The 23,577-nt window shown below is 40.1% G+C and carries 19 protein-coding genes; 7 read left to right on the top strand and 12 right to left on the bottom strand.

From position 1 onward, the window contains the following. Positions 1-149: 149 nt before the first annotated feature. From LV83_RS04335 to LV83_RS04325, 3 genes are read left to right on the top strand one after another with little or no spacing between them, the layout of a single operon-like run. Positions 150-3,491 (top strand): transglutaminase family protein, encoded by a 3,342-nt coding sequence (locus tag LV83_RS04335; protein WP_111610308.1) that lies wholly within the window; start codon positions 150-152, stop codon positions 3,489-3,491. Between the two features lie 40 nt (positions 3,492-3,531). Further along, positions 3,532-6,069: a circularly permuted type 2 ATP-grasp protein gene (locus LV83_RS04330; protein ID WP_111610307.1), complete on the top strand. Its 2,538-nt coding sequence runs from the start codon at positions 3,532-3,534 to the stop codon at positions 6,067-6,069. Beyond that, positions 6,066-6,950 (top strand): transglutaminase family protein, encoded by an 885-nt coding sequence (locus LV83_RS04325; RefSeq protein ID WP_111610306.1) that lies wholly within the window; start codon positions 6,066-6,068, stop codon positions 6,948-6,950. Before LV83_RS04330 ends, LV83_RS04325 begins: the two co-directional genes overlap by 4 nt. 11 nt (positions 6,951-6,961) lie before the next feature. On the opposite strand, the gene LV83_RS04320 is transcribed toward LV83_RS04325, so the two are convergent. From LV83_RS04320 to LV83_RS04290, 7 genes are all read right to left on the bottom strand, one after another. After that, the gene (locus LV83_RS04320) at positions 6,962-7,315 is read right to left on the bottom strand and encodes a translation initiation factor (protein ID WP_111610305.1); all 354 of its coding nucleotides are present in this window, start codon (positions 7,313-7,315) and stop codon (positions 6,962-6,964) included. Positions 7,316-7,369: 54 nt separating this feature from the next. Then, positions 7,370-8,221, bottom strand: coding sequence for a universal stress protein (locus tag LV83_RS04315; protein ID WP_111610304.1), 852 nt, complete (start codon positions 8,219-8,221; stop codon positions 7,370-7,372). Positions 8,222-8,283: 62 nt separating this feature from the next. Next, positions 8,284-9,204 carry a 1,4-dihydroxy-2-naphthoate polyprenyltransferase gene (locus LV83_RS04310; RefSeq protein ID WP_111610303.1) on the bottom strand — a complete coding sequence of 307 codons (921 nt, stop codon included), beginning with the start codon at positions 9,202-9,204 and terminating at the stop codon, positions 8,284-8,286. Between the two features lie 19 nt (positions 9,205-9,223). Further along, positions 9,224-9,811, bottom strand: coding sequence for a glutathione peroxidase (locus LV83_RS04305; RefSeq protein ID WP_170124554.1), 588 nt, complete (start codon positions 9,809-9,811; stop codon positions 9,224-9,226). A 115-nt stretch (positions 9,812-9,926) separates the two neighbouring features. Further along, on the bottom strand, positions 9,927-11,717 hold the full coding sequence (gene argS, locus LV83_RS04300; RefSeq protein ID WP_111610302.1) for an arginine--tRNA ligase: 1,791 nt from the start codon (positions 11,715-11,717) through the stop codon (positions 9,927-9,929). Between the two features lie 51 nt (positions 11,718-11,768). Beyond that, positions 11,769-12,164 (bottom strand): GxxExxY protein, encoded by a 396-nt coding sequence (locus LV83_RS04295; protein ID WP_111610301.1) that lies wholly within the window; start codon positions 12,162-12,164, stop codon positions 11,769-11,771. A 94-nt stretch (positions 12,165-12,258) separates the two neighbouring features. Next, positions 12,259-13,209, bottom strand: coding sequence for an arginase (locus LV83_RS04290; RefSeq protein ID WP_111610300.1), 951 nt, complete (start codon positions 13,207-13,209; stop codon positions 12,259-12,261). Between the two features lie 327 nt (positions 13,210-13,536). Between LV83_RS04290 and LV83_RS04285 the strand changes: the two genes are divergently transcribed. From LV83_RS04285 to LV83_RS04275, 3 genes are all read left to right on the top strand, one after another. Then, positions 13,537-14,685: a methionine aminotransferase gene (locus LV83_RS04285; protein WP_111610299.1), complete on the top strand. Its 1,149-nt coding sequence runs from the start codon at positions 13,537-13,539 to the stop codon at positions 14,683-14,685. 129 nt (positions 14,686-14,814) lie between these two features. Further along, positions 14,815-15,237 carry a hypothetical protein gene (locus LV83_RS04280; protein WP_111610298.1) on the top strand — a complete coding sequence of 141 codons (423 nt, stop codon included), beginning with the start codon at positions 14,815-14,817 and terminating at the stop codon, positions 15,235-15,237. A gap of 129 nt (positions 15,238-15,366) precedes the next feature. After that, entirely contained in the window at positions 15,367-16,752 is a 1,386-nt protein-coding gene (locus LV83_RS04275) for an arginine decarboxylase (RefSeq protein WP_111610297.1), read from the top strand. A gap of 63 nt (positions 16,753-16,815) precedes the next feature. Here LV83_RS04275 and LV83_RS04270 read toward each other — a convergent pair whose 3' ends face one another. The 5 genes from LV83_RS04270 to LV83_RS04250 form a co-directional block, all read right to left on the bottom strand. Next, positions 16,816-17,379, bottom strand: coding sequence for a mycothiol transferase (locus LV83_RS04270; RefSeq protein ID WP_111610296.1), 564 nt, complete (start codon positions 17,377-17,379; stop codon positions 16,816-16,818). A 68-nt stretch (positions 17,380-17,447) separates the two neighbouring features. Further along, positions 17,448-17,789 (bottom strand): L-rhamnose mutarotase, encoded by a 342-nt coding sequence (locus LV83_RS04265; protein ID WP_111610295.1) that lies wholly within the window; start codon positions 17,787-17,789, stop codon positions 17,448-17,450. A 229-nt stretch (positions 17,790-18,018) separates the two neighbouring features. Next, entirely contained in the window at positions 18,019-18,834 is an 816-nt protein-coding gene (locus tag LV83_RS04260; protein ID WP_111610294.1) for a sugar phosphate isomerase/epimerase family protein, read from the bottom strand. A 4-nt stretch (positions 18,835-18,838) separates the two neighbouring features. Then, positions 18,839-19,858, bottom strand: a complete 1,020-nt coding sequence (locus LV83_RS04255) for a zinc-binding alcohol dehydrogenase family protein (protein WP_111610293.1) — start codon at positions 19,856-19,858, stop codon at positions 18,839-18,841. Positions 19,859-20,236: 378 nt separating this feature from the next. Next, positions 20,237-21,169 (bottom strand): aldo/keto reductase, encoded by a 933-nt coding sequence (locus LV83_RS04250; RefSeq protein WP_111610292.1) that lies wholly within the window; start codon positions 21,167-21,169, stop codon positions 20,237-20,239. 283 nt (positions 21,170-21,452) lie between these two features. Here LV83_RS04250 and LV83_RS04245 point away from each other — a divergent pair, with 283 nt between their 5' ends. Continuing rightward, entirely contained in the window at positions 21,453-23,531 is a 2,079-nt protein-coding gene (locus LV83_RS04245) for a S9 family peptidase (protein ID WP_111610291.1), read from the top strand. Positions 23,532-23,577: the final 46 nt, after the last annotated feature.

The raw sequence follows: 23,577 nt of genomic DNA, 5'->3' as shown, positions 1-23,577 counted from the left end.
CTCCTTTATGTGATTTTTCTAGAGCCAAATGCAGAAATGTCCCTTTTCTTACTTTAAATTACACCTAATACGAGCAGCCCAGATGACCCAAATCGTTTGCAATTATTAAATGATTTGATCTTTTTGAAGTAAAATTTTCAACCTAGCCTATGTCTATCAAAGTTGCCATCCGGCACTATACAAAGTACGAGTACGATCGTCACATTACCCTGAGTCCTCAAGTGATTCGATTGCGGCCTGCACCTCATTCACGAACTCACATTAAAGGATATTCACTGAATATTAAGCCGGAAAATCACTTTATAAATTGGCAACAAGACCCATTTGGTAATTATTTGGCCAGAGTAGTTTTTCCTGAGAAAGTCAAGTTTTTTGAAATTGATGTGGAGGTGATAGCCGATATGGTGGTGATTAATCCTTTTGATTTTTTTGTGGAGGATTATGCCGGAAACTTTCCTTTTGAATACGATGAAAGCGTAAAAAGACAGCTTGGACCTTATTTGGAAATCAAAGAGTCAGATCCACTTCTGATGAAACTAGTAGAAAAGGCAAAAGCTTTGATTACTAAAGATATTGTCACGGTGGATTACCTAGTTGCGATAAATTCGATGATTAATCAGGAGCTCCGTTATAATTTAAGAATGGAGCCCGGTGTTCAATCATGTGAAGAAACACTAACATTAGGATCTGGCTCCTGCAGAGACTTTGCTTGGCTGATGGTTCTGGTTTTACGACATGTTGGCTTAGCTTCCAGATTTGCATCAGGTTATTTAGTGCAATTGAAATCAGATGAGAAATCTCTAGACGGTCCATCAGGACCAGAGGAGGATTTTACTGATTTACACGCTTGGACGGAAGTTTACGTGCCTGGAGCTGGTTGGATTGGTTTGGATTCCACTTCAGGTTTATTTGCCGGAGAAGGGCATATTCCACTTGCCTGCACGCCAAGTCCGCAAGATGCAGCACCAATCACCGGAATGTCAGAACCTGCTGAGACGGAGTTTTTCTTCAAAAATGAAGTAACTAGAATTGAAGAGACTCCCCGCGTGACCAAGCCCTATTCTGAGGAACAATGGGAGAAAATATTGGCAGTTGGAGATAGGGTAGATGAAGATTTGGACGCAAATGATGTACGATTAACCATGGGAGGGGAACCTACCTTTGTTTCTGTGGATAATCAGGATGCCCCCGAATGGAATACTGCTGCTGATGGAGAACACAAACGTAGTCTGTCAAATATACTTTTTCATAAACTAAAAGGGGAATTTGGAACTGGCGCTTTGATGCAATATGGCCAGGGTAAATGGTATCCTGGAGAGCCTTTGCCTAGATGGAAATTAGCATGTTTCTGGAGAAAAGATGGAGAACCAATGTGGCATAATGATGCCTTAATGGCTGATCTTTCTGTTGATTATAAACTGACCAGCAAGAAAGCTAAGAGCTTCATGAATACGCTGGTCAAGGAAATTAATGTTGATCCGTTAAATGTGACGCCACTTTACGAAGATCCATTTTATTTCATTTGGCAGGAAGGAAAAGTTCCTGTCAATATCAATCCAGCGAAATACAATTTAAAATCTTCCTTAGAGCGCCAAAAGCTAGCGAAGCTTTTGAAAAAAGGCCTTGGTAAGCCCGTTGGGTATTCTGTTCCTTTGGAATGGGAGTATGAAAAAGAAATGTGGCAAAGCTGTCGATGGAAGTTTCGTAATAAGGATTTGTATTTGGTACCCGGTAATTCTCCTGCAGGCTTACGGTTGCCATTGGACTCGATTGAGTTTACTCCACCAGAGGACGAGCCACTCAAGCCTGAGAATGATTTATTTGCAGAAGTAGAAGCACTTTCTTCAGGCAAAAAAGCGAAACGAGTCAAACGAAATCCAATTAATTCCAAGCGAATTTTTAAGACATCATTGGTTGTGGAAGTTCGTGAAGGGAAATTATTTGTTTTTTTTCCCCCAGTCTCTTTCATAGAGCATTATTTAGATTTAGTGCGTGCTGTTGAACGAACGGCTCAAAAGCTCAAAGTGCCAATTCTCATTGAAGGATATGATCCACCGTCAGATAAGCGAATAGAAAAGATGATGATTACTCCAGATCCTGGAGTGATTGAGGTAAACGTGCAACCCGCCAAGAGCTGGAAGGAGGTTACTCATAATTATGCAGTTCTTTATGAAAAGGCCCGTGAATCGCGACTTATTTCTGAGAAATTCAATGTAGATGGAAAGCATACCGGTACAGGTGGCGGAAACCATATTACACTTGGAGGCTCTTCACCGGAAAATAGTCCTTTGCTGCGGAGACCAGATGTATTGAAGAGTTTTATTACCTACTGGCAACATCACCCAGCCTTGTCTTACTTGTTTTCTACACAGTTTATTGGACCGACTAGTCAGGCTCCACGAGTGGATGAAGGTAGAGATGACATGCTATATGAACTGGAGTTAGCCTTTCAGCAGGTTCCAAATGGCAAAGAAAACGAGATTCCATTTTGGATGGTGGATCGTGTCTTTAGGAATTTATTGGTAGATATTACTGGTAACACCCATAGAGCTGAGTTTTGTATCGATAAGCTTTACTCACCTGATTCCAGTAGTGGTCGTTTGGGAATTTTAGAGTTCCGAGGCTTTGATATGCCACCTCATTACAGAATGAGTATGGTGCAACTTTTACTGATTCGGGCGCTGATGAGCTGGTTTTGGAGAGAGCCATATGATCATAAATTGGTGCGCTGGGGCACTTCTCTTCACGATAAGTTTTTACTTCCTCACTACTGCGAAAAAGATATGCTAGAAGTGGTTAATGATTTGAAAAGAGCAGGCTATGACTTTGATTTGTCCTGGTTTGACCCATTCTTTTCATTCCGTTTTCCATTTATTGGAGAGCTTCAAGTGGATGATATCCATGTGGATTTGAAAATGGCAATTGAACCTTGGCATGTGTTAGGCGAGGAAATGTCCAGCTCGGGAACAGCTCGATATGTAGATTCTTCTTTAGAGCGACTTCAGGTGAAAATCTCAGGATTGACTGAATCCCGTTATCACTTGCTATGCAATGGTCATAGAATTCCTTTGAAAAATACAGGAGTTCAAGGAGAATTCGTAGCAGGAATTCGATATAGAGCTTGGCAACCATATTCTGCCTTGCATCCTACCATTGGAATTGATACACCTCTAGTGATAGATTTGTATGATACCTGGACTAAGAAATCTATTGCTGCCTGCCAATACCATGTAGTTCACCCGGGAGGCAGGAGTTATGATAATTTCCCTATCAATAGCAATGAAGCTGAGTCGAGGAGAATATCTAGGTTTTTTGACTTTGGTCATACGATTAATCCTTCTCCAGATGCACCTTTGACTGTTCAGGATGATCAGAAATCTGGCAGATATATCACTAAACTGGATTTGAAAACAACCTATGATCCTTCACCTGAAATTGTCAATCCAGAATTCCCTTATACGATGGATTTAAGGCGATATAAAAAACGATGATTTTATATTATTTCAGGGTTAATAAGTTCATTTTTGAGGCATGATTGAGTCTTATCTTATTGACAAAATGTTCAATAATGAGCCGTTTCTGGATGAAATGGCCACCGACCAAGGTAAAATACATCCACATTGGGAAAGAATAGCCAAATACTATGAGCAAATAGGCTCAGGTCGTATGGGGCAATTCCATGAGGAAGTTGGTCGTCAACTCCGTGAAAATGGCGTAACATACAATGTCTACGGCGATCCAAATGGGATGAACAGACCTTGGATATTGGACCCCGTTCCGATGGTTTTCAGCAGTGACGAATGGGAGGGAATAGAGAAAGGCTTACTTCAACGTACGGAGTTACTTAACCTGATTTTAGGTGATTTGTATGGGGATCAGACATTGATCAAAGAGGGAAAGATTCCTTTTGAGTTGATTTATAATCATGGGGGATTCCTCAGGCAAGCGCACCACATAAAGCTAGGTGGAGAGCAACAGCTCATACAGTATTCATCCGATTTGGCGAGAGGCCCAAATGGAAAGATGTGGGTGCTTCATGATCGCACCGATGCCCCATCTGGTGCGGGTTATACTTTTGAGAATAGAGCTGCAATGACGCGGGTTTTCCCAGATTTGATCCGTGAAAATCATGCGAGAAAAATCACATCTTATTACCAAACATTCAAAAACACACTTACAAGCCTTACAAATAACAAGGAAAACCCACGGGTGGTGTTATTGTCACCTGGTCCGACGAATGAAACATTTTTCGAACATGCCTACATATCCTCTTTTATGGGATTTACGCTGGCTTTTGGTGAAGACCTTACAGTAAGTGATGGTTATGTATGGCTGAAAACGATCAAAGGTCTTGAAAAAGTTGATGTAATTATCCGTCGGGTTGACGATGTTTTTTGTGATCCTTTGGAATATAAAAGCAACTCCCATCTGGGAGTTGTCGGGCTAATGGAAGCTGTAAGGCAACGAAAAGTTTTAGTCATTAACCCATTGGGATGTAGAGTGTTGGAGAATCCAGGCTTAATGGCATTCCTACCGAAAATCAGTAAGCATCTATTAGGTGAAGACTTGATTTTACCTTCTGTAGCTACATGGTGGTGCGGGCAACCAACCGAGATGAAATATGTCTTTGAGCATATAGAATCCTTGGTAATTCGAAATATCTATAGAGGCACACACAAGAAATCTGTTTTTGGTGGTAACCTCAGCAAGGAGGAAATAGAAAAGTTAAAGCGGGAAATCAGACGCAGTCCATACATGTATGTTGGGCAGGAAATGGTTGATTTTTCTACTACGCCATCTTGGATAAATAATAAGCTGGTTGCTAGAAATGCTGTTTTTCGAAGTTATGTAGTCGCTGACACTGAAAATAAAAACTATAAAGTAATGCCTGGAGGATTGTCCAGAAGCTCTCCAGAGAAGGGGGCATTTTTAGTTTCAAATCAAACAGGTGGAATTAGCAAGGATACTTGGGTTTTAGGTAAAGGAAAAGAAGTTGCAACTCCAGTCGCCAAAGCAATTAAAATTCAGCCTTTGGTTCGAAATGTCCTCCCAAGTCGTACTGGCGAGCGTTTATTTTGGCTTGGTAGGTATTTGGAGCGCGCTGCATATTCTGTACGTTTGATGAGGATGACGCTTCTTTCTTACAATGAAGCGGATGAAGATATTCATGTTCATGATAATCCAGTGCTTAGCACTTTACTGCAAACACTCACCGTAATGACCGGGACATTGCCTGGCTTTACGGTGAAAAAGAATCTCAAAAATCCAGAGGCTCAGCTTTTATCTTTAGTTCATGATGTGAAAAAGATGGGGAGTTTGGCGTATTCAATTCAGTCTTTTCTTACGAATGCATATTCCGTACGCGACAGATTGAGCTTGGATACATGGAGGATTCTGGATAGCATTTCTGAGGAGCTCGCCAAAATGCGAAATGCAGATACCACCCTGATGCAAGCCTATCAAAGCTTAGATAATATGGTGGTAAAGTTGATGGCCTTTTACGGGTTGAATATTGATAACATGACCCGTGAACCGACTTGGCACTTATTGAACATTGGAAGGTTTATAGAATCGGCATCAAACAACTGTTTGATCCTTAAGGGAATGCTGACCAAATCTTTTGATTCTGAATCAAATAAAGAGCTGATGGAAGATACTTTGCGCTGCAATGAAAGTTTGGTGACGTATCGCTATCGATACCGATCTAATTTGGAGATGCATGGGGTGTTGAGCTTGTTGATTCTGCATGAAGACAACCCAAGGTCCTTGATTTTCCAATTATTAGAAATTGACAATCATTTGAGTACGCTGCCAAATCAAGATGAAAAGGAGCTATTTAGCATAGAGCGTAAGAAACTGCTTCAGGCTATCACGAAAATCAGATTGTGCGATATTGACGAAATTTCTATTCCAAATGTAGTAACTCAAGAATTTGTAGAGTTGCGTGTGCTGCTGGATGAGATCATTGGCCTATTGCATGAAACTTCCGATTCTATTTATGAGAAATACTTTAGTCATACAGATACCAGGTATAGTATGATTCAATCTTCTGTTATTCCTGAGATATGAGGTATAAGGTCACACATATCACAAATTATATTTACGATTTTCCTGCGGTGCTCTGTCACAATTTGATGTTCCAGATTCCGCCAGATCTTCCTTTTCAGAATGTTGAAGAATACCTTTGCGAGATCAGTCCAAAGCCAAGTACCGAGATTGAGCGGGTTGATTTTTTCGGAAATAAGTACCTTTATTTTTCTGTGGAAAGATCACACAAGAATCTCACCGTGACCTCTAAAAGTGTTGTTGAGCTCTCTTCTCCATCTTGGGTTTCGGTCAAGCCGGATGAAACAATGCCTTGGGAAAAAGTGGTCGCGTTGCTTCATACCACAAAGACCTCGACCGATGTTCGACAATATTACTTGGAGTCAAAGCATGTGAACTTCATAGATGGGATAGGTGACTATGCTTTAGAATCTTTTACGCCGGGAAGGCCGATCATGGAAGCAATGCTAGACTTGAATACACGAATATTCAATGACTTTGCTTTTACCCCGGGATTCTCTGATATCAGTACGCCACTGGAGAAAGTGTTCAAGCACAAAAAGGGGGTTTGTCAGGATTTCGCACATTTCTCCTTAGCGTGCTTAAGGGTGCTAGGTTTGTCCGCCCGCTATGTCAGCGGTTATTTGGAGACTTTACCACCTCCAGGCAAACCGAAAATGATAGGAGCAGATGCTTCGCATGCTTGGATTGCCATCTACGTTCCTGGCCATGAATGGATTGAGTTTGATGCTACTAATAACCTATTGGTAAATGATAAGCATATCCGAGTTGCTGTAGGTCGTGATTTTGCAGATGTCACACCTCTCAAAGGAATTGTCTATAGTGGAAGTAAACAGGAGATGAAGGTGAGTGTGGATGTGAGGAATTTGGAAGAGGTGGAGTAATCTAAGGAGGATTATCCTCCTGACTTCTTTGCCTTGTATCCTGCTGACTGAAGCACTTGGACTACTTTATCCCGATGATCTCCCTGAATGAGGATTTCTCCTTCTTTAGCTGAACCGCCAACGCCACATTTGTTTTTTAGCATTTTTCCCAGCTCTTTCAAGTCGTCCTCACTTCCTATGAACCCTTCTATGAGAGTGACTTTCTTGCCTGCGCGGGCTTTTTTATCAAGTAAAATTTTCAAATTCTGTTGATTTGGGGCAAGTGTTTCTTCGCTTCCTTCATCTTCAGTTTGAAACTCAAAATCATCGCTAGTTGAATAGACAACTCCATCTCGCTTTTTCCAATCGTTATTTTTTTTCGCCATATCAAATGAAAATACCCACCCCGAAGAGTAGGTATTCTTTAATTAATTCTTGTTTTATTTTACTTTAAATGTCCATACTGGTCGCTTGGCGTGATTTACCACATCTTCTGCGATAGATCCTGTAAATAAATGAATAAGGCCGGTACGACCGTGAGTCGCCATTGCAATCAGATCTGCATCTACATCTTCCGCAAACTCCACAATTCCTTCTTCCTCGGAATTTGAATTGTAAATCTCTGCAACAGCATGTTCTATTTCATACTTATTTACGAACCTCTTGATTCGTGATGCTGATCTTCGAGTCGTTTCAAAATTCCCAGGAGTATTGATAACCACAAGATAAAGATTTGCATCAAACCATTTTTGAAGGGTTTTTAGCCGAGATGCCAGCTCATCTTGATTTTCTTTGAAGTCACTTGCAAATACGATCTTCTTAAATTTAGTTGGATCAGTAGCAGCTTTGACAGTAACCACCGGACAATGGGCTGTTCTCACCACTTTTTCCGTATTGCTTCCAATCAATATTTCCTCAAGCCCACTACTGCCTTTTGACCCCATGATGACCAAGTCTGGATCTTCTTCAATGATAGACGAGGAAATATTTTTAAAAGCATTTCCTAAAACGATTTTAGTGGAAAATGAAAAGTTGCTCTCTTTATATTTTTGCTCCAACTCTTTAAACTGCTCTTTGCGGCGATTTATCAGCTCTATGAAAAAAATCTGATTTTCCATTTCAGGCATCATTTCCCCTCCACCCATTGTGCCCATGCCAGACCCGGAAGGGACTTCTACTACATTTAAAATAGAAATTTCTACACTATCGAATTTGCTGGCTATGGCAGTCGAGAAATCAAGCGCATTCTGGGCTTGTTCTGAGAAATCGAAAGGGACGAGTATTTTAGTCATGGTCAAGTTAAATTGGTTAACCCCAAATTACCTTTATTTAAAAGAATAGAAAAGGACTTTGTTTACCTTTTTCCTAAAAAAACTAAACCAATTCCGAATAATATCACCCAAACCAAGGTGCTGAGTGCCATTTTTTTCAAGTTGGGATCAATCGACTGCGAATCTTTACCTTTTTGCACATTAATACCAATCCGGATCATTAGTGGGAAAAGTGCCAATGCCAATAAAGAAGTCCATTCTTTGGTGATAAAGGCAAATACCAACAAGCAATAGTTACCCCCCAAAATCAAAATCCAATTGTAAATATTGGCAGCTTTTCTACCTATTCTCACGGGAATAGATTTTTTTCCCGCTGTAGTGTCTGATTCTATATCCCGGATATTATTGATATTCAGAACAGCTGTGCTGAAAAGTCCCAATGCAATTCCTATCCAAATTATGGAGTTGTCCCAATCCAAACTATGGAGGAAAAAGGTGCCAAAAACACCCAGCAATCCAAAGAAAAGAAATACCGAAATGTCTCCTAATCCTGCATAGCCGTATGGATTATTTCCTGAGGTATATGAAATAGCCGCCCAAATAGCGACCAAGCCTAATCCCAAGAATATCCCGAAAAGTACCCAATCCTGAATCGCAAAATAGAGTAAAAGTAAACCTGATACTAAGGCTAATATCCCAAAAAGATACATCGCCTTTTTCATTTCAGGTAAAGAAATTAAACCAGATTGGACCGCCCGCATAGGACCCTGACGTTCTTGATGGTCAGCCCCATGAATGGTGTCTCCATAGTCATTGGAAAGATTTGAGAGTATTTGCAAAAATATGGTGGTCAATGAAGCTAGTAATAAGATCTCCCAGCGGAAAACTTGCTTATATACTGCCAAAAATGAACCTGCAAAGATGCTAGCTAGGGCTAGTGGTAATGTACGAAGCCTGACCGCATGGAGCCAGGCTTCTTTTTTTGTTTGAATGGCTTGTTTCACTCAGTCGGAAATCTTCTTATTAAGCGTTGATTAGATCTAGAATTTCCTGATCCAATGGTGATACTTTGGAAGGAAAATAGTTGATAAGTTCGCCTTTTTCATTTAGGATGTACTTGCAGAAATTCCAGCTTGGCTCTTCGTTGTTCCAGCCATTTAAATTTGCGTCTGTTAGCCATCTGTAAATCGGATGTTTATCGAATCCTTTCACTGATACTTTCTCAAACATGGGGAATGTAACGCCATAATTCTCAGAGCAGAAAGATTTAATTTCCTCGTTGGACCCTGGTTCTTGACCTCCAAAATTATTTGCAGGAAAGCCTAAAATGACGATTTTGTCACTATGCTCGGCATAAAGTTTCTGTAATTCTTCGTATTGAGGTGTGTAGCCACATTTAGAAGCGACATTGACTACCATCACTTTCTTTCCTTTGAAGTTGCTAAAATCAACGACATCTCCATTCAAGTCTTTCATGGTGAATTCATAAAATGATGGTGCCATAGTTTCTTTGGTTATAGAGGTGTTTTTAGCTTTTAAAACATGAGTTTTGCTGATAGAGTAGGCACTCATTAGGAATAAAAAACAGCCAAGGAATAATAAATTTTTCATGTGGGTATATTTTGATTTTTTAGGGTCACCCCGAATATTCGGGGCTGGCTATGGAATCTCGCATGGTCTAAAACCGAATAAATATGTGACTTTGGAGTCATGTTTGAGTTCATAATTACATTCGGTCAGGTACAGTGATTCCAAGCAACTGCATTCCTTTTTTCAGTGTCTTTGCAGTATGACCTGAGAGTGCTACTCGGAAAGCAAGAATTGATGAGTCATTTTCAAGAAATATAGGAAGATCTGCATAGAATCTATTGTATTCTTTCGCTAAATCGAAAAGGTATTGTGCTAAAATTGCTGGAGAATAATCCAATCCAGCTTGGGAAATTTTCTTTTCAAAATCATTAAGCAGATAAATTAGGCTCGATTCTGAATCTTCAATTGTACTAACTAAAGAGAAGTCCGCTTGTTTGTAATCAACACCAATTTGTTCGGCCTTTCTTAGGATAGATGCTATTCGAGCATGTGAATACTGAATAAAAGGACCAGTATTTCCTTGAAATTCTATAGACTCCTGAGGGTTGAAAAGCATGCGTTTCTTAGGATCGACTTTCAGCAAGAAGTATTTCAAAGCTCCCATTCCAAGTGTTTCATAAAGCTCAGTGGCTTGGGCCTCATTGAATCCATCGATTTTACCTAACTCCTTTGTGTGCTGTGCGGCTGTATCGACCATTTCCTGCATCAGGTCGTCGGCATCTACCACAGTTCCCTCGCGGGACTTCATTTTGCCTGTAGGAAGATCTACCATTCCATAGGACAAATGATACAAACCTTCGCCGTATGGTCTGCCCAATTTTCTCATGATCTTAAACAATACATCAAAGTGGTAATCCTGCTCATTACCAACAACATATACAGACTTGCTAATTCCAAAATCATCATATTTCAGATCAGCCGTTCCCATATCTTGGGTGATGTAAACAGAAGTTCCGTCTCCACGAAGAACCAGCTTTTCGTCTAGTCCTTCATCAGTTAAGTCCACCCAGACTGAGCCATTTTCCTTTTTGAAAAATACGCCTTTTTCCAAGCCTTCACTTACTATGTCCTTTCCTAACAGATAGGTGTCTGACTCGTAATAATAGTTGTCAAAGCTAACGCCCATGCGCTGGTAAGTTTTTTCGAAACCAGCATAAACCCAGGTATTCATTTGCTTCCACAGCGAAACAACTTCCTTATCATTAGCTTCCCACTTGCGAAGCATTTCTTGTGCTTCTAAGAAGAGCGGTGCATTCTTTTTTGCTTCATCTTCAGATTGTCCTTTCTCCGTGAGTTCAGCAATTTGTTCTTTGTACTTCTGGTCAAAGATCACATAATACTTTCCTGCCAAATGATCGCCTTTTAGACCAGAAGATTCAGGAGTTTCTCCATTGCCAAAATGCTGATAGGCCACCATGGACTTACAAATATGAATTCCGCGGTCATTTACCAAATTGGCTTTGATGACTTCGTACCCATTTGCCTCCAGAATGTTTGCTACAGAAAAGCCCAAAAAGTTATTTCTTAGGTGACCCAGGTGAAGCGGTTTATTGGTGTTCGGGGAAGAGTATTCCACCATCACTTTTTGACCATTTGCAGGGAGTTGGCCTATGTTTTCATTAGCAAAAAGCTTTTGGAAGACATCCACCCAAATCATGTTGTTGAGTTCCAGATTCAGGAAGCCTTTCACCACATTGAAACCGGCAACTTCCGCCACGTTTTCTTTCAGGTATTCACCGATCAGATTGGCTGTTGCTTCAGGAGTTGCTTTGGATACTTTCAGGTAAGGGAAAACTACGAAGGTATAAGTTCCTTCAAATTCCTTCCGCGTAGGAGCGAGGCTGATCTGCTCCAAAGGCAAGTCGTGGTTGAAAATATTCTGAAAGGCAAGTTGAATGCCGTTATGTATTGATTCTTGTATGTTCATGTTTATTCTACCACGGAGGGCACAAAGGGCAACACAGAGGCCACCATGAAATTATTTAGTATTTATGACTCTTCTAATACCCAGTTTAAGTCTAGGTACATTGAAATTAATCAATAATCCAAGTTTGAATTTTCCAAGTTTGACATAATTGAGTGTTTGGGCAAAGTGAATATCTGTAGTTCTTTCCACAGCTTTCAACTCCAAAACTAGCTTACTTTCCACTAAAATGTCAATGCAGTAGCCATTTTCTAGTTCTGCTCCATCAATAATCAATGGCATCTTTTTTTCAACTTCAATAGAAAGTCCTTCATTTCTAAGTTTATAAGCTAATGCTTGTTTGTAGGCATTTTCTAATAATCCGGGTCCTAACTGCGTGTGAACTTCCATAGCGATTCCAATTACCTTGGTTGCAAGATCATTTTCAAAGGTCAAGTCATATCTATCCATCGTCTATCTATAGATTTTTCCCAATTAAAATAAGGATAAAAATGATCATTGTGCTCTCCGTGCTAACCTCTGTGACCACTGTGGTAAAGTAAAATCAAAAATTATCTACCAAACTTTTAGTAGTCGCTTCGAGGACTTCAAAAGCGTTTTCGGCCATCACGTTCTCAGAGTCTAGCGTAGGATTTACTTCCACGATCTCCCAGCAACAAACACGTTTGTCTTGAATGAGTTTGACGTTGAGTTCTATCGCTTCCTCCACCGTCAGTCCATCAGGGACAGGTGTCCCGGTTCCCACGGAGATCGAGCTATCCAAACTATCCACATCAAAGGAAATATAGATTTGATCACAGTTTTTCAGCGACTCCAATGCTTCAGTAGCTATCTGATCTATTCCTTTTTGTCTTACTTCTTTAGTACTAAAGTTTTTGATACCGTAGTTTTTGATTAAATGATCTTCTGGTGCTTCAGTATCACGAACAGTGATAAATACAATATCACTGGGATTTATTTTAGGAGATTCTCCACCTATGGTTTTTATACGTTTCCAAAATGCCAAAGTCTCTTCAGATGGTTCATTCACTTGACAATCCATGTTATCCAGCTGTGCCACCATCGCTAAAGGCATTCCATGCATATTTCCAGAAGGAGTCGTGAAAGGGGTATGTAAATCAGCATGCGCATCGATCCAAATAACCCCTAAACGCTTATCAGGATCTGCGGCTTTTATACCCATGATCGTTCCTGCCGCAGTGCTATGATCCCCAGCTAAAACGATAGGGAATTTCTTTTCCATCCTTAGTGACTCGATGGTGGAATAGACATTTTTCAATACCTGATAAACTCCATCGATGTATTTAGCATAAGGGAAATTGTTTCCCTTCCACAAGTAATTATTCGCATCAGGAACGTTGATCGGATCAAACTGTGTGAAAAAATCAGACTTCTTGTCCAGGCTGGCAATTTTCAAAGCATCAATCCCCAAACTGGCTCCGCGGGTTCCAGCGGCAATCTCTGATCGTACTTCTACTAGTATTATATCACGCATTTTTAGCAGTAGTTAAAGTTATATTGGGTTGGCTAAAGCGAGGCAAAAGTAGTTAAAAATGCCTTTAAATGATCACTATTCAAAGTTCAATTGACAATAGACAAGGGTCAAGTTTGAAAATTATGGTAGGTGGTTTGATATAATTCTCCGCTTTTTTCCCGCAGATTCTCGCTGATAAGGTTCTCAGATTCCCGCAGATCTATTAGTCAGATAGGTAAGAACTTTTTATCGAAAAAATCTACGTAAGTCAGCGCTATTTTTCTGCGCAAATCTGCGGGAAATGAAATCAATCAAAAAATACTAACTCAAAATCAATAGTTTTGACCTATGCCTATTTCATCCAAACTGCCCAATGTAGGGACGACGATTTTTACTGTAATGTCCAAGCTTGCTTCTGACTGTGGAGCAATTAACCTTTCCCAAGGATTTCCTGGATTTGATTGTGACCCTGAATTGTTGGACTTGGTGACCAAATACATGAAAGCAGGACATAATCAGTACGCGCCTATGAGCGGGATCCCTATTTTTCGTGAGAGAATAGCTGAAAAAACTAAGTTGGTTTACGGAGTTAAACTGGATTCAGAAACTGAAGTGACTGTTGTTTCTGGAGCGACTGAGGCTCTTTATGCTGCAGTGTCTGCAGTGGTGAAGCTTGGGGATGAAGTGATTTTATTTGATCCTGCGTATGATTCTTACGCTCCGGCTGTTGAGTTGAATGGCGGGAAACCTGTCTTTGTACCGTTGGAAATGCCAGATTTTTCAGTGAATTGGAATAGAGTGAAATCAGCAATCACGGATAGGACTCGCTTGATTATGGTCAATACTCCTCACAATCCAAGTGGCTATGTATGGACAACCAAAGATCTTAATACACTTGCTGAATTGATTCAGGATAAAGATATATATGTCGTAAGTGACGAGGTTTATGAGCACATCACTTTTGATGGAAGAAAACACTTATCGCTATTGACAAATTCGCTTTTGAGGGAAAGAACATTTGTCTGCGGTTCTTTTGGCAAGACTTTTCATGTGACTGGATGGAAAATCGGCTACTGTTTGGCCCCCCCGCAACTCACAGATGAATTTAGAAAAGTCCACCAGTTTTTGACCTTTAGTACAGCAACTCCTCTACAATATGCTTTAGCAGATTTCTTGGCTGAGCCATCTCGGTATTTGACCTTGCCTGATTTTTATCAAGAAAAGCGGGATTTATTCTGCGAAGGATTGAAGGAAACCTCCTTTAAATTTACTCCGGCTCAGGGAAGCTTTTTTCAAATGGTGTCGTATGGCCATCTTTCTCAGGAATACGACTACGATTTAGCAGTTAGATTAACCAAAGAAATTGGTGTAGCTAGCATTCCTATATCGGTGTTTTTTTCAGATAAGAAGGACCATAAAATTCTTCGTTTTTGCTTCGCAAAGGAAAATAAAGACCTTTTTATAGCTTTGGACAAATTGCAGAACATAAAATTCTAAGCTTTCTAGCTGAATTATCCCATTCTCAATCAGGTGTTTTTATAAACCCTATAAAAATTATAGGGAATATAGGATAATAAGGATAACCCTTTTACATTTGAAGCGTATTAGATCTTTAAACTTGCAACAATGAGCGCATTACCACAAACTAGCCCAATTTCAGAAGAGCAATTGATTAGCTTTTCCAACGGAATTTCCAGCATTTCAGTAAATCAACAGGAAATCGTGAAGATTTTTAGTCAAAAATCAGGTTTGATGATGCAGGGTATTTGCAGGTTTGAGTCTCCCTTTGAAATCCTCTTCCCACTTTTCAAAGGTCTTAGTGAGTCGGGGAAGCCAAAAAGTTTGAATTTGAGATTTTCTTCAGAGGAAAAAGCAGCTTTTTTTTATTATCCTGAAGCCAATCACGCAGCAGTATCGCAGTTCTTTTCGGAATTGGTTTTACTTCTGCAAAAGGAAGTGAAATTCAAGAAAGTACTCAAGGAGGTAATTATCAATAGAAACCATTTCAGGTCTGAGCAGTTTTTACTTCAGCATGCAATGATGGATTGAATGAATAATTAACATATCATTACTATTAACTAATATTGGGACAGTCCGAAGGGATTTGTCCCTTTTTCATTTGAATTCCCCTAATAAAAAGCAATTTTTGCAGGGCTTTAACACCAATTATTTTTGCTAATGAATACTTACAAAGATCTGATTGAGCAGACATTTGACTTTCCTACCAAGGAATTTGAGGTAGAAAACAATGAACTGCATTTCAATGGAGTGAACATGATGGAGATTATAGAAACCTATGGTACTCCGCTTAAGCTTACCTATTTACCTAAAATCTCCGAGAGTATTCAGAACGCAAAGACGTATTTTAAGAATGCAATGGAGCAGCATGATTACAAGGGTAAATACACTTATTGTTATTGCACCAAGTCTTCTCACTTCAGTTTTGTGCTCAACGAAGCGCTAAAAAATGACATTCATATTGAGACTTCATCGACTTTTGATATTCCATTGGTTCGAAGTCTCTATGCGAAAGGAAAGATCACCAAGAAGACTTTTATAGTCTGTAATGGCTTCAAACGTGAGCTGTACAAGAAATACATCACTGAATTGCTCAACGACGGTTTTGTGAACTGTGTGCCGATTTTGGATAACATCACTGAGATCGACTATTATTTGGAGCATGTGAAAGTTCCATTCCAAGTTGGAATCAGAATCGCTGCAGACGAGGAGCCAAAGTTTGGTTTTTACACATCTAGACTTGGTGTGAGATACAATGACATCATCAAGCTGTATGAAGACAAAATCAAGGATAATCCGAATGTAAGCCTGAAAATGTTGCATTTCTTTATCAATTCCGGCATCAGAGATACGGCTTATTATTGGTCTGAATTGACGCGATTTATCCAGAAATACGTGGACTTGAAAAAGATTTCTCCTACGTTGGACTCGATGGATATTGGTGGCGGATGGCCGATTAAGACCAATGTCTTTTTCGATTATGACTACCAGTATATGGCTGAGCAAATCGTGAAAAACATCAAGTGGATGTGTGGCAAAAACAATACGGACGAGCCAAATATTTTCACTGAGTTTGGAAGCTATACCGTCGGAGAGAGTGGGGCTGTGCTTTATTCAGTTTTGGAAGAAAAGCTTCAAAATGACAAAGAGCTTTGGTATATGATCGACGGGTCCTTTATCACGCAATTGCCAGATAGCTGGGGTTTGAATCAGAAGTATATTATGCTAGCTGTCAATAATTGGGATGCAGAATATCATAATATCAATCTTGGTGGACTTACCTGTGATAGCATGGATTATTATAACTCTGAGGCTCACCAATACAATATTTACCTCCCAAAACCTGAGAAGACAGTTCAGTATTTGGGCTTTTTCCATACGGGTGCTTATCAGGAATCGCTAGGTGGATACGGCGGAATTCAGCATTGTCTAATCCCTGCTCCAAAGCATGTTCTGATCGATCGAGATAAAGATGGAAATGTAACCCACAGACTTTTCGCAGAAGATCAGACGGAAGAAAGTATGTTAAAGACTTTAGGGTATTAAAAGAAAAAACGGCTGTTAATTCAATTAGCAGCCGTTTTTGTTTCATTAGTTTGAAAGTTAAAGTTATTCAGGCAATCGACTTCGGAGCATATTGATCTGGCCCATGTGATTTGCCTGATGCTCCATTACATGAAACCATGCCCAGTGATTATTGACCTCTGAGCCTTTGATTTTACTTGAAAACCACCTGTCATCTTTAGTTTTGAGAAGCTCATTCGTTTTTACTCTAACTTGGGTCCAAGCCTCCAGATAATAGCTAATAGGTTTATCTATAAATTCTGCTCTTGCTTCATCTCCTAGGCTAAGCGCAACTCCCCATTTTTCTTTTTCCTCCTCATTTAGCTGTCTGTTTTCAAAAGTCAAAGCTTGATAATAAACTTCTGTGGCAGCCAGGTGCATAATCATAGCACCAATTCTATTGGCTTTATCATCCAACAAAAAATCAGTTTGCTCTTGATTTAGGCCTTGCACGCTCATAATAATTCTTGCCCGGAGATTCTCAAGCATAGAAACCATGTTTCCGATATCATGATCATAGCCTTTAGCAGGGTTAATCTGCGCTTGGCTGATACTGTTGGAGAAAAGAATTAGCCCAATTACAACTGGGAGTTTATGCAGCATTTTCATTGTAGAAAAAGTTAGTGAACTCGTAAAATGGGTAAAAAATCTAAAAGTAGGTAGTCAATAGTTGTTAATCATTCTCCAGACTTAAAGATTCTATTCATCAAAACCCACTTTTCTCCAGGTTTTGCCCATGGAATAGGTTGCTGATATTTCCACATAAAAGCCTCCCATTCGGCGATTTTAGGATTGGTTGCATCGAATTTAGCTTTTTCTTCAAAGTCAAATTCATCTATTGTTTCTAGCAACATAAACATGCGATTTCCTGTACGGAAAATCTCAATATTGAGAATACCTGCATCTATATCATGCTGGGTTACTTCTGGCCAAGCAGCTCCAGGAGAATGATGCTGCTCGTATTCTTTGATGGATTCCTCATCATCAATGAGGTCAAGAGTAAGTGCGAATCGTTTCATTTTTTTAGTATCAAGTTGCTAGATGTAAGTATCAATATATAGATATAAGACTTAAGAGATTAGAGCCAAGAGTCTAGACAGAAGCAAGTCCTCCTTGGAATTGAAAGCTGCGTGGAATAAGAAATACTTGTAAAAGGGGGGTGGGGGTACCTCATTTTCAATGCGTTTTGGGCTTTACGATGGAGGTTCAAAAATCTCAAATCTCAAATCTCAAATCTCAAATCTCAAATCACCGAAACCATTTCCTAAACTCCCCAATCGTCTGCTCAGCTGCTGCATCTGGATTAGGGTAGGGGAAAGCTTCTGCAGAAACAAAACCGCTGTAGCCAATAGTCTTGATAGATTCAGCAATTTCCCTCATTGATGTATGTCCAAATCCCATTGGTCTTCTATTGCTGTCCGCGAAGTGAATATGCCCTATGTATTTTCCCCATTTCAGAATACTTTGTTCTAAGTTTTCTTCTTCAATATTCATATGGAAAAGATCGGCCAATAGTTTTACAGACTTGGTATCCAGCGTATCTAAGAATTTTGAACCTGCCTCAAGTGTATTGAGCAAGTTAGTTTCGTAGCGATTTAGAGGTTCATAGATTAAGGTGACACCTTTTGCTTCGGCATGTTTTCCTAGTTCATTCAATGCTTCAGCTAGCCAAGACATGGTTTCTTCTCTGTCATTTCCAGGAAGTATATTTCCCTGCATCGAACCAATAATCGCCGGTGCACGGAAAGCGGCTCCAAAATCCATCATTTCTTTGATAAAGGAAATTGCTTTTTTCCTGATTTCTGAATTAGGATCGGTAAGCGTCATTCCGTGAATTACCTTTCCAGCGCCGGTTCCCACTGCTGCAAGTTCTAAGTTATATTTTTCAAGAAGTTCCTTTAGTTTTGGAATTTCGATCGCGTCCGCAGAAGCAGTGAAAAGCTCTATCGCATCAAATCCAAGTTTGGACGCTTTATGCATTCCAGCTTCCAGATCCTCCCAAAATATCCAAGGTCCAGTTTTTATTTGTGGCACTAGAGCTATCGTTACACAGGATTTTATCATTTTCTTATTTGTCAAAATCTATCATTATTTTAATTATTCCCTCTTGATCTTTAGACCAATCCGCGAGAGCTTGCTCTGATTCATCAATACTCACCACTTTACTGATTACCTCATCTACCGGAAATTTTCCTTGCTCCAAATAGTCAATTACCTCAGGAAATTCGGTAGTGCAATTTCTAGAACCGAGGATCTCTATTTCCTTTTGAACGAAGAGCGAAGTGTTGAATTCCACAGGTGCTTTTGCGTAGCCTATGCACACAACTCGCCCGGTAAAAGCCACTTCTTCTACAGCCTGACGGTAGGTGATAGGACTTCCAACAGCTTCAATGATCACGTCAGGGCCGTCATTTGTTGTCAGCTCCTGTAGTGTTTGATGCAAGTCAACCTTCTTGGGATTTATGGTATACTTTACACCAATTTTCTTTGCAATCTCAAGTTTAGCGTCATCCAAATCAATTGCGATCACTTCCGCTCCTTTATTAACTGCTGATGCCACAGCTCCTAATCCTACGATTCCACATCCAATTACTGCTACGCGATCTTCAGCACTTACCTTTGCTCGGTTTACAGAATGAAAACCAACGGTAAGTGGCTCTGCCAAAGCTAGCTCACGAAGAGATAATTTTTCAGAAGGAAAAACATCCTGCCAAGGCAAGGTTATGTATCTACACATTGCTCCAGGTCGGCGAACGCCCATGGTTTTATTTTCCTTGCAGGCATTACGTGCTCCTTTTCGGCACGCTATGCATTTTCCACAATTCAAGTAGGGATAAACTGTCACTTTCATCCCAACTTTGACGGACTCAGGAACGTCAGTTCCCAGTTCCTCGATAATTCCTCCAACTTCATGACCGAGGATATTAGGGTATTCCTGAAGGGGAAAAAGTCCTCGATAGCTATTCAGATCACCACCGCAAAAGCCAACCATGCCAACTTTGAGGAGAACTTCACCAGCTTTTGGACTGGGTTTTTCTACTTCCCGGAGTTCTGTTTTGCCGATATCTGTGAGGACTAATGCTTTCATGTGTTTATAATTTGTTTTTTAATGGTCACATGGAATCTCGCGTATGGGATAATTATCTCAGTGTGTGACTTTTCAGTCATGCTCGATTTCATGCGGTATGAGTTATTGTGTTGAATATTTTACTTCAAAATTTATTTTGTGTTGACTTCGACTTCGCTCAATCTGACAAGGTCTTAGGGCTTCACTAAATCAAATTGGACTTCGGCTTCGCTCAGTCTGACTAAATTGTAACGTTGAACGGAGTCTGAAGTCACTCTGAGCGAAGTCGAAGGGTTACTTCTTAAAAACAGATTGCTTCACTTCCCGACGAATCGGGACAGGCTCTCTGTCGTTTGCAATGACGCTGTATACTGTAATCTGATCATTGCTACCTGTCTCCTAAATATTATTCTCAGGCTTTCCTTCGTACCACATTTGGTTTTTGACGGGTGCGACCAGGATTTCTATTTCTTCCAAAAGGCCATCAGGAATTTTGAAATCGAGTACGCTTACGTTTTGAGAACTAGTAGCAAGGTCACACATGCCAACGATAGTCGTAGTGATGTCCCGATGATCCAAAGCATAGCGAATCGCAACGTCACTTAGTTTTACATTAAATCTAGCGCAAAGGCTTAGTAGTTTGGATTGCATGTCCTTCATAGCCTGCGGAGATCTATGCCATTCCGGCAAAGGAGCATCCGATAGAATGCGTTGCATCAAGGGAGCTGCATTCATCAGACCAAAGCCTTTATCCTTTGAAAGAGGAACGAGTTCTCGGTTTATCTCGTCTTCGAGCAAATTGTAATGGGCCCAAGAAAGGACCGTGTCCACCTCTATATTTCGTGTGATTTCTGCCAAGTAATTCACGGGTAAACCTGTGATTCCAATAAACCTGGCTTTCCCGGATTCTTTGAGTTTGACTAAAGTTGGCCAAGCTTCATTAAGAATTTGCTCTTTATCAACGAACTCGATGTCATGAAGCTGAAGCAAATCAACATAATCTGTTTTTAATCTGGAGAGAGATTCATCGACAGATTTGAGAATTCTCTTTTCAGAAAAATCAAATTCCTGTAGGTCATAACGCCCACATTTTGTAGCCAAAATAACTTGTTCACGCTTTCCTTCTAGCGCATTTCCCAGTCGCTTTTCCGCTAAAGTAATTCCGTAGAAAGGAGAAACATCGAAAAAATTAACTCCGTGGTCTATTGCATAGTGAACGGCTCGATAGCCATCTTTTTCGTCAGAAACATCAAAAACATCACCCATAGGCGATGCTCCAAATCCAAGAATAGACAAGTTCAGGCCTGTCTTTCCTAATTTTCTGTATTCCATTTCTTGGGTTATTTGTGGGTTAAATGATAATCAAACCAATATATTGAGTATTTCTGGGGGAGACAATTTATCAGATAGATCGATGATTCTTTAGGTAGCGTTTTAATTAATGAACTGTTTTCAAAAAATGGCCGAGATGAACGGCCTAAAGTGAAATAATGTGAAAATACTGCTTTTTGGAATCCTATTCTACTTTCAAAATCCTTCACTCGTGTATTTATCCCTGTTTTTTACAGCTAAAAATAGTATCATCGCATCTAGAATTAATTTAACCCGAATATATATGAAGCATAAGTTCTTCTTTACCATGGCTGCAGCTTTGGTTACTTCCATTTCTATCTCACATGCTCAGGATAAGCTCAAAAACATGCCTGGCTATGAGCAATACCAAAAAATAGCGCCACAAATAAGGTCTTCTGTCATTCCAGGCAGTCTAAATGTAAAATGGGCTGAGGATGGCAAATCCTTTGAATACGTAGAAAATGGCAAGCTTCAGTCTTTCTCAATAAAAACGAAAAAAGTAACAGAAGTTGGAGAAATCCCAACTCCTGAGCGAAGAGCTTGGAATCGTCCTGCCCGAGGTCGCCAGTTTGATTCGGCAGAGTCACCAGATGGTAAATTCAAAGCATACACAAAGGATCGCAATATGTACCTCAGCAATGCTGATGGCAGCAATGTGATCGCCATCACAACCGATGGTAACGAGGATAATCAAATAAAATACGGTATTGCTACTTGGGTATATGGAGAGGAATTAAGCCAGAATACCGCCATGTGGTGGTCTCCTGATGGAAGTAAAATCGCTTTCTATAGATTTGATGAAAAGGATGTAAAGAAATACTACGTCCTGTTGAATCAATTAAGTTTATATGATTCACTTGAGATCGAAGCCTATCCTAAAGTGGGTGAGCCAAATCTTCCCGTGGATCTGATGGTCTATGATGTAGCGACCAAAAAGATGACTGAATTGGATATCAGAGATGGTAAGCCTTACAGCGATGGAGATTTGGGAACATATATTTATGACTTGTCTTGGACTCCAGACGGCAAAGAATTGCTTTATCACAGCACCAATAGACGTCAGAATATCCTCGAGCTTCGTGCTGCTAACCCAGAAACAGGTAAAAGCCGAACGGTAATCCGTGAAGAGTGGCTTCCGAGTTTTGTGGAGAATTCCCCAGAGATGGAAGTTTTAGCCGATGGTGAGCATTTCATCTGGGCATCTGAAAGATCAGGTTTCAATAACTATTACCTCTACAATTTTGATGGGACACTGGTAAATGCGATTACCACTCATCCTTTTGAAGTTTCCAATATTGTAAAGGTAGATGAAGAGGATAAGACCTTGTATTACATGGCTCGCAGTGGTGAAAATCACATGCTGATGCAGCTACATCGCGTAAATCTTGACGGTACAAAAGATACCCGATTAACAGATCCAGCTTTTAATCACTCGGTGACTATTTCTCCTGATGGGAAATACTTTGTAGATGTAGCTCAAACTCATGACATTCCTCCATTTACCAATTTGGTGGATGCCAAAGGCAAAGTGGTAGCTGAATTGGCAAAAAGTGACATGAGTAGGTTTGAGGAGTTAGGTCTGAATAAAGTGGAAGTATTCACTTTCACTTCTAAAGATGGAGTGACTGAGTTGCACGGAATGATTCATTTCCCATCGGATTTTGACCCAAGTAAAAAATACCCAGTAATCCTTAGTAACTATGGTGGACCTGCTACGAATGCATTTCGGGAGAATTTCACACTTCCAGATCCATTGACTGAATATGGGTTTTTGATATTGAATATTGATGGTAGAAATGTAAAAGGTCGAGGCAAAAAGTTGCTGGATCAATTATACGGAAATCTAGGTTTGGTAGAAATGGATGATTTTGCCGAAGGCATCAAATCACTTCATGATAGACCTTATTTCGATAAGGATAGAGTAGGCGTATTTGGAACTTCTTATGGAGGAACCACAGCGGCTTCTATGCTACTAAGATTTCCTGACTTGATTCATGCGGCTGTCGCAAACTCTTCAGTAACGGACTGGAGATTATATGACAACATCTACACGGAGCGTTTTATGGGCACACTAGAAAGCAATGAAGCTGGTTACAATAGGTTCAGCTTAATGAATATGGCTGACCAGCTACAAGGTGAACTTTTGGTATTCTACGGAACTGCTGATAATAATGTGCATCCATCCAATTCGCTGATGTTGATCAAAGCGTTTCAAGATGCCGGCAAAAGCATAGAGGTGCAAGTAGCTCCAGACGGCGGTCACACCGCCTTGAACAGAGATAGAATGATGGAGTTTTTCATCGAGCATTTGGTTACAGATTACAAAAAAGATGTTCGTTAATTTAGCATAGATTTTATACAAAAACCACCTGCTGAGTGATTGGCAG

Source organism: Algoriphagus yeomjeoni (assembly GCF_003259505.1).
In the GTDB taxonomy this organism is placed as follows: domain Bacteria; phylum Bacteroidota; class Bacteroidia; order Cytophagales; family Cyclobacteriaceae; genus Algoriphagus; species Algoriphagus yeomjeoni.
This window is presented reverse-complemented; position numbering and strand designations above follow the sequence as displayed.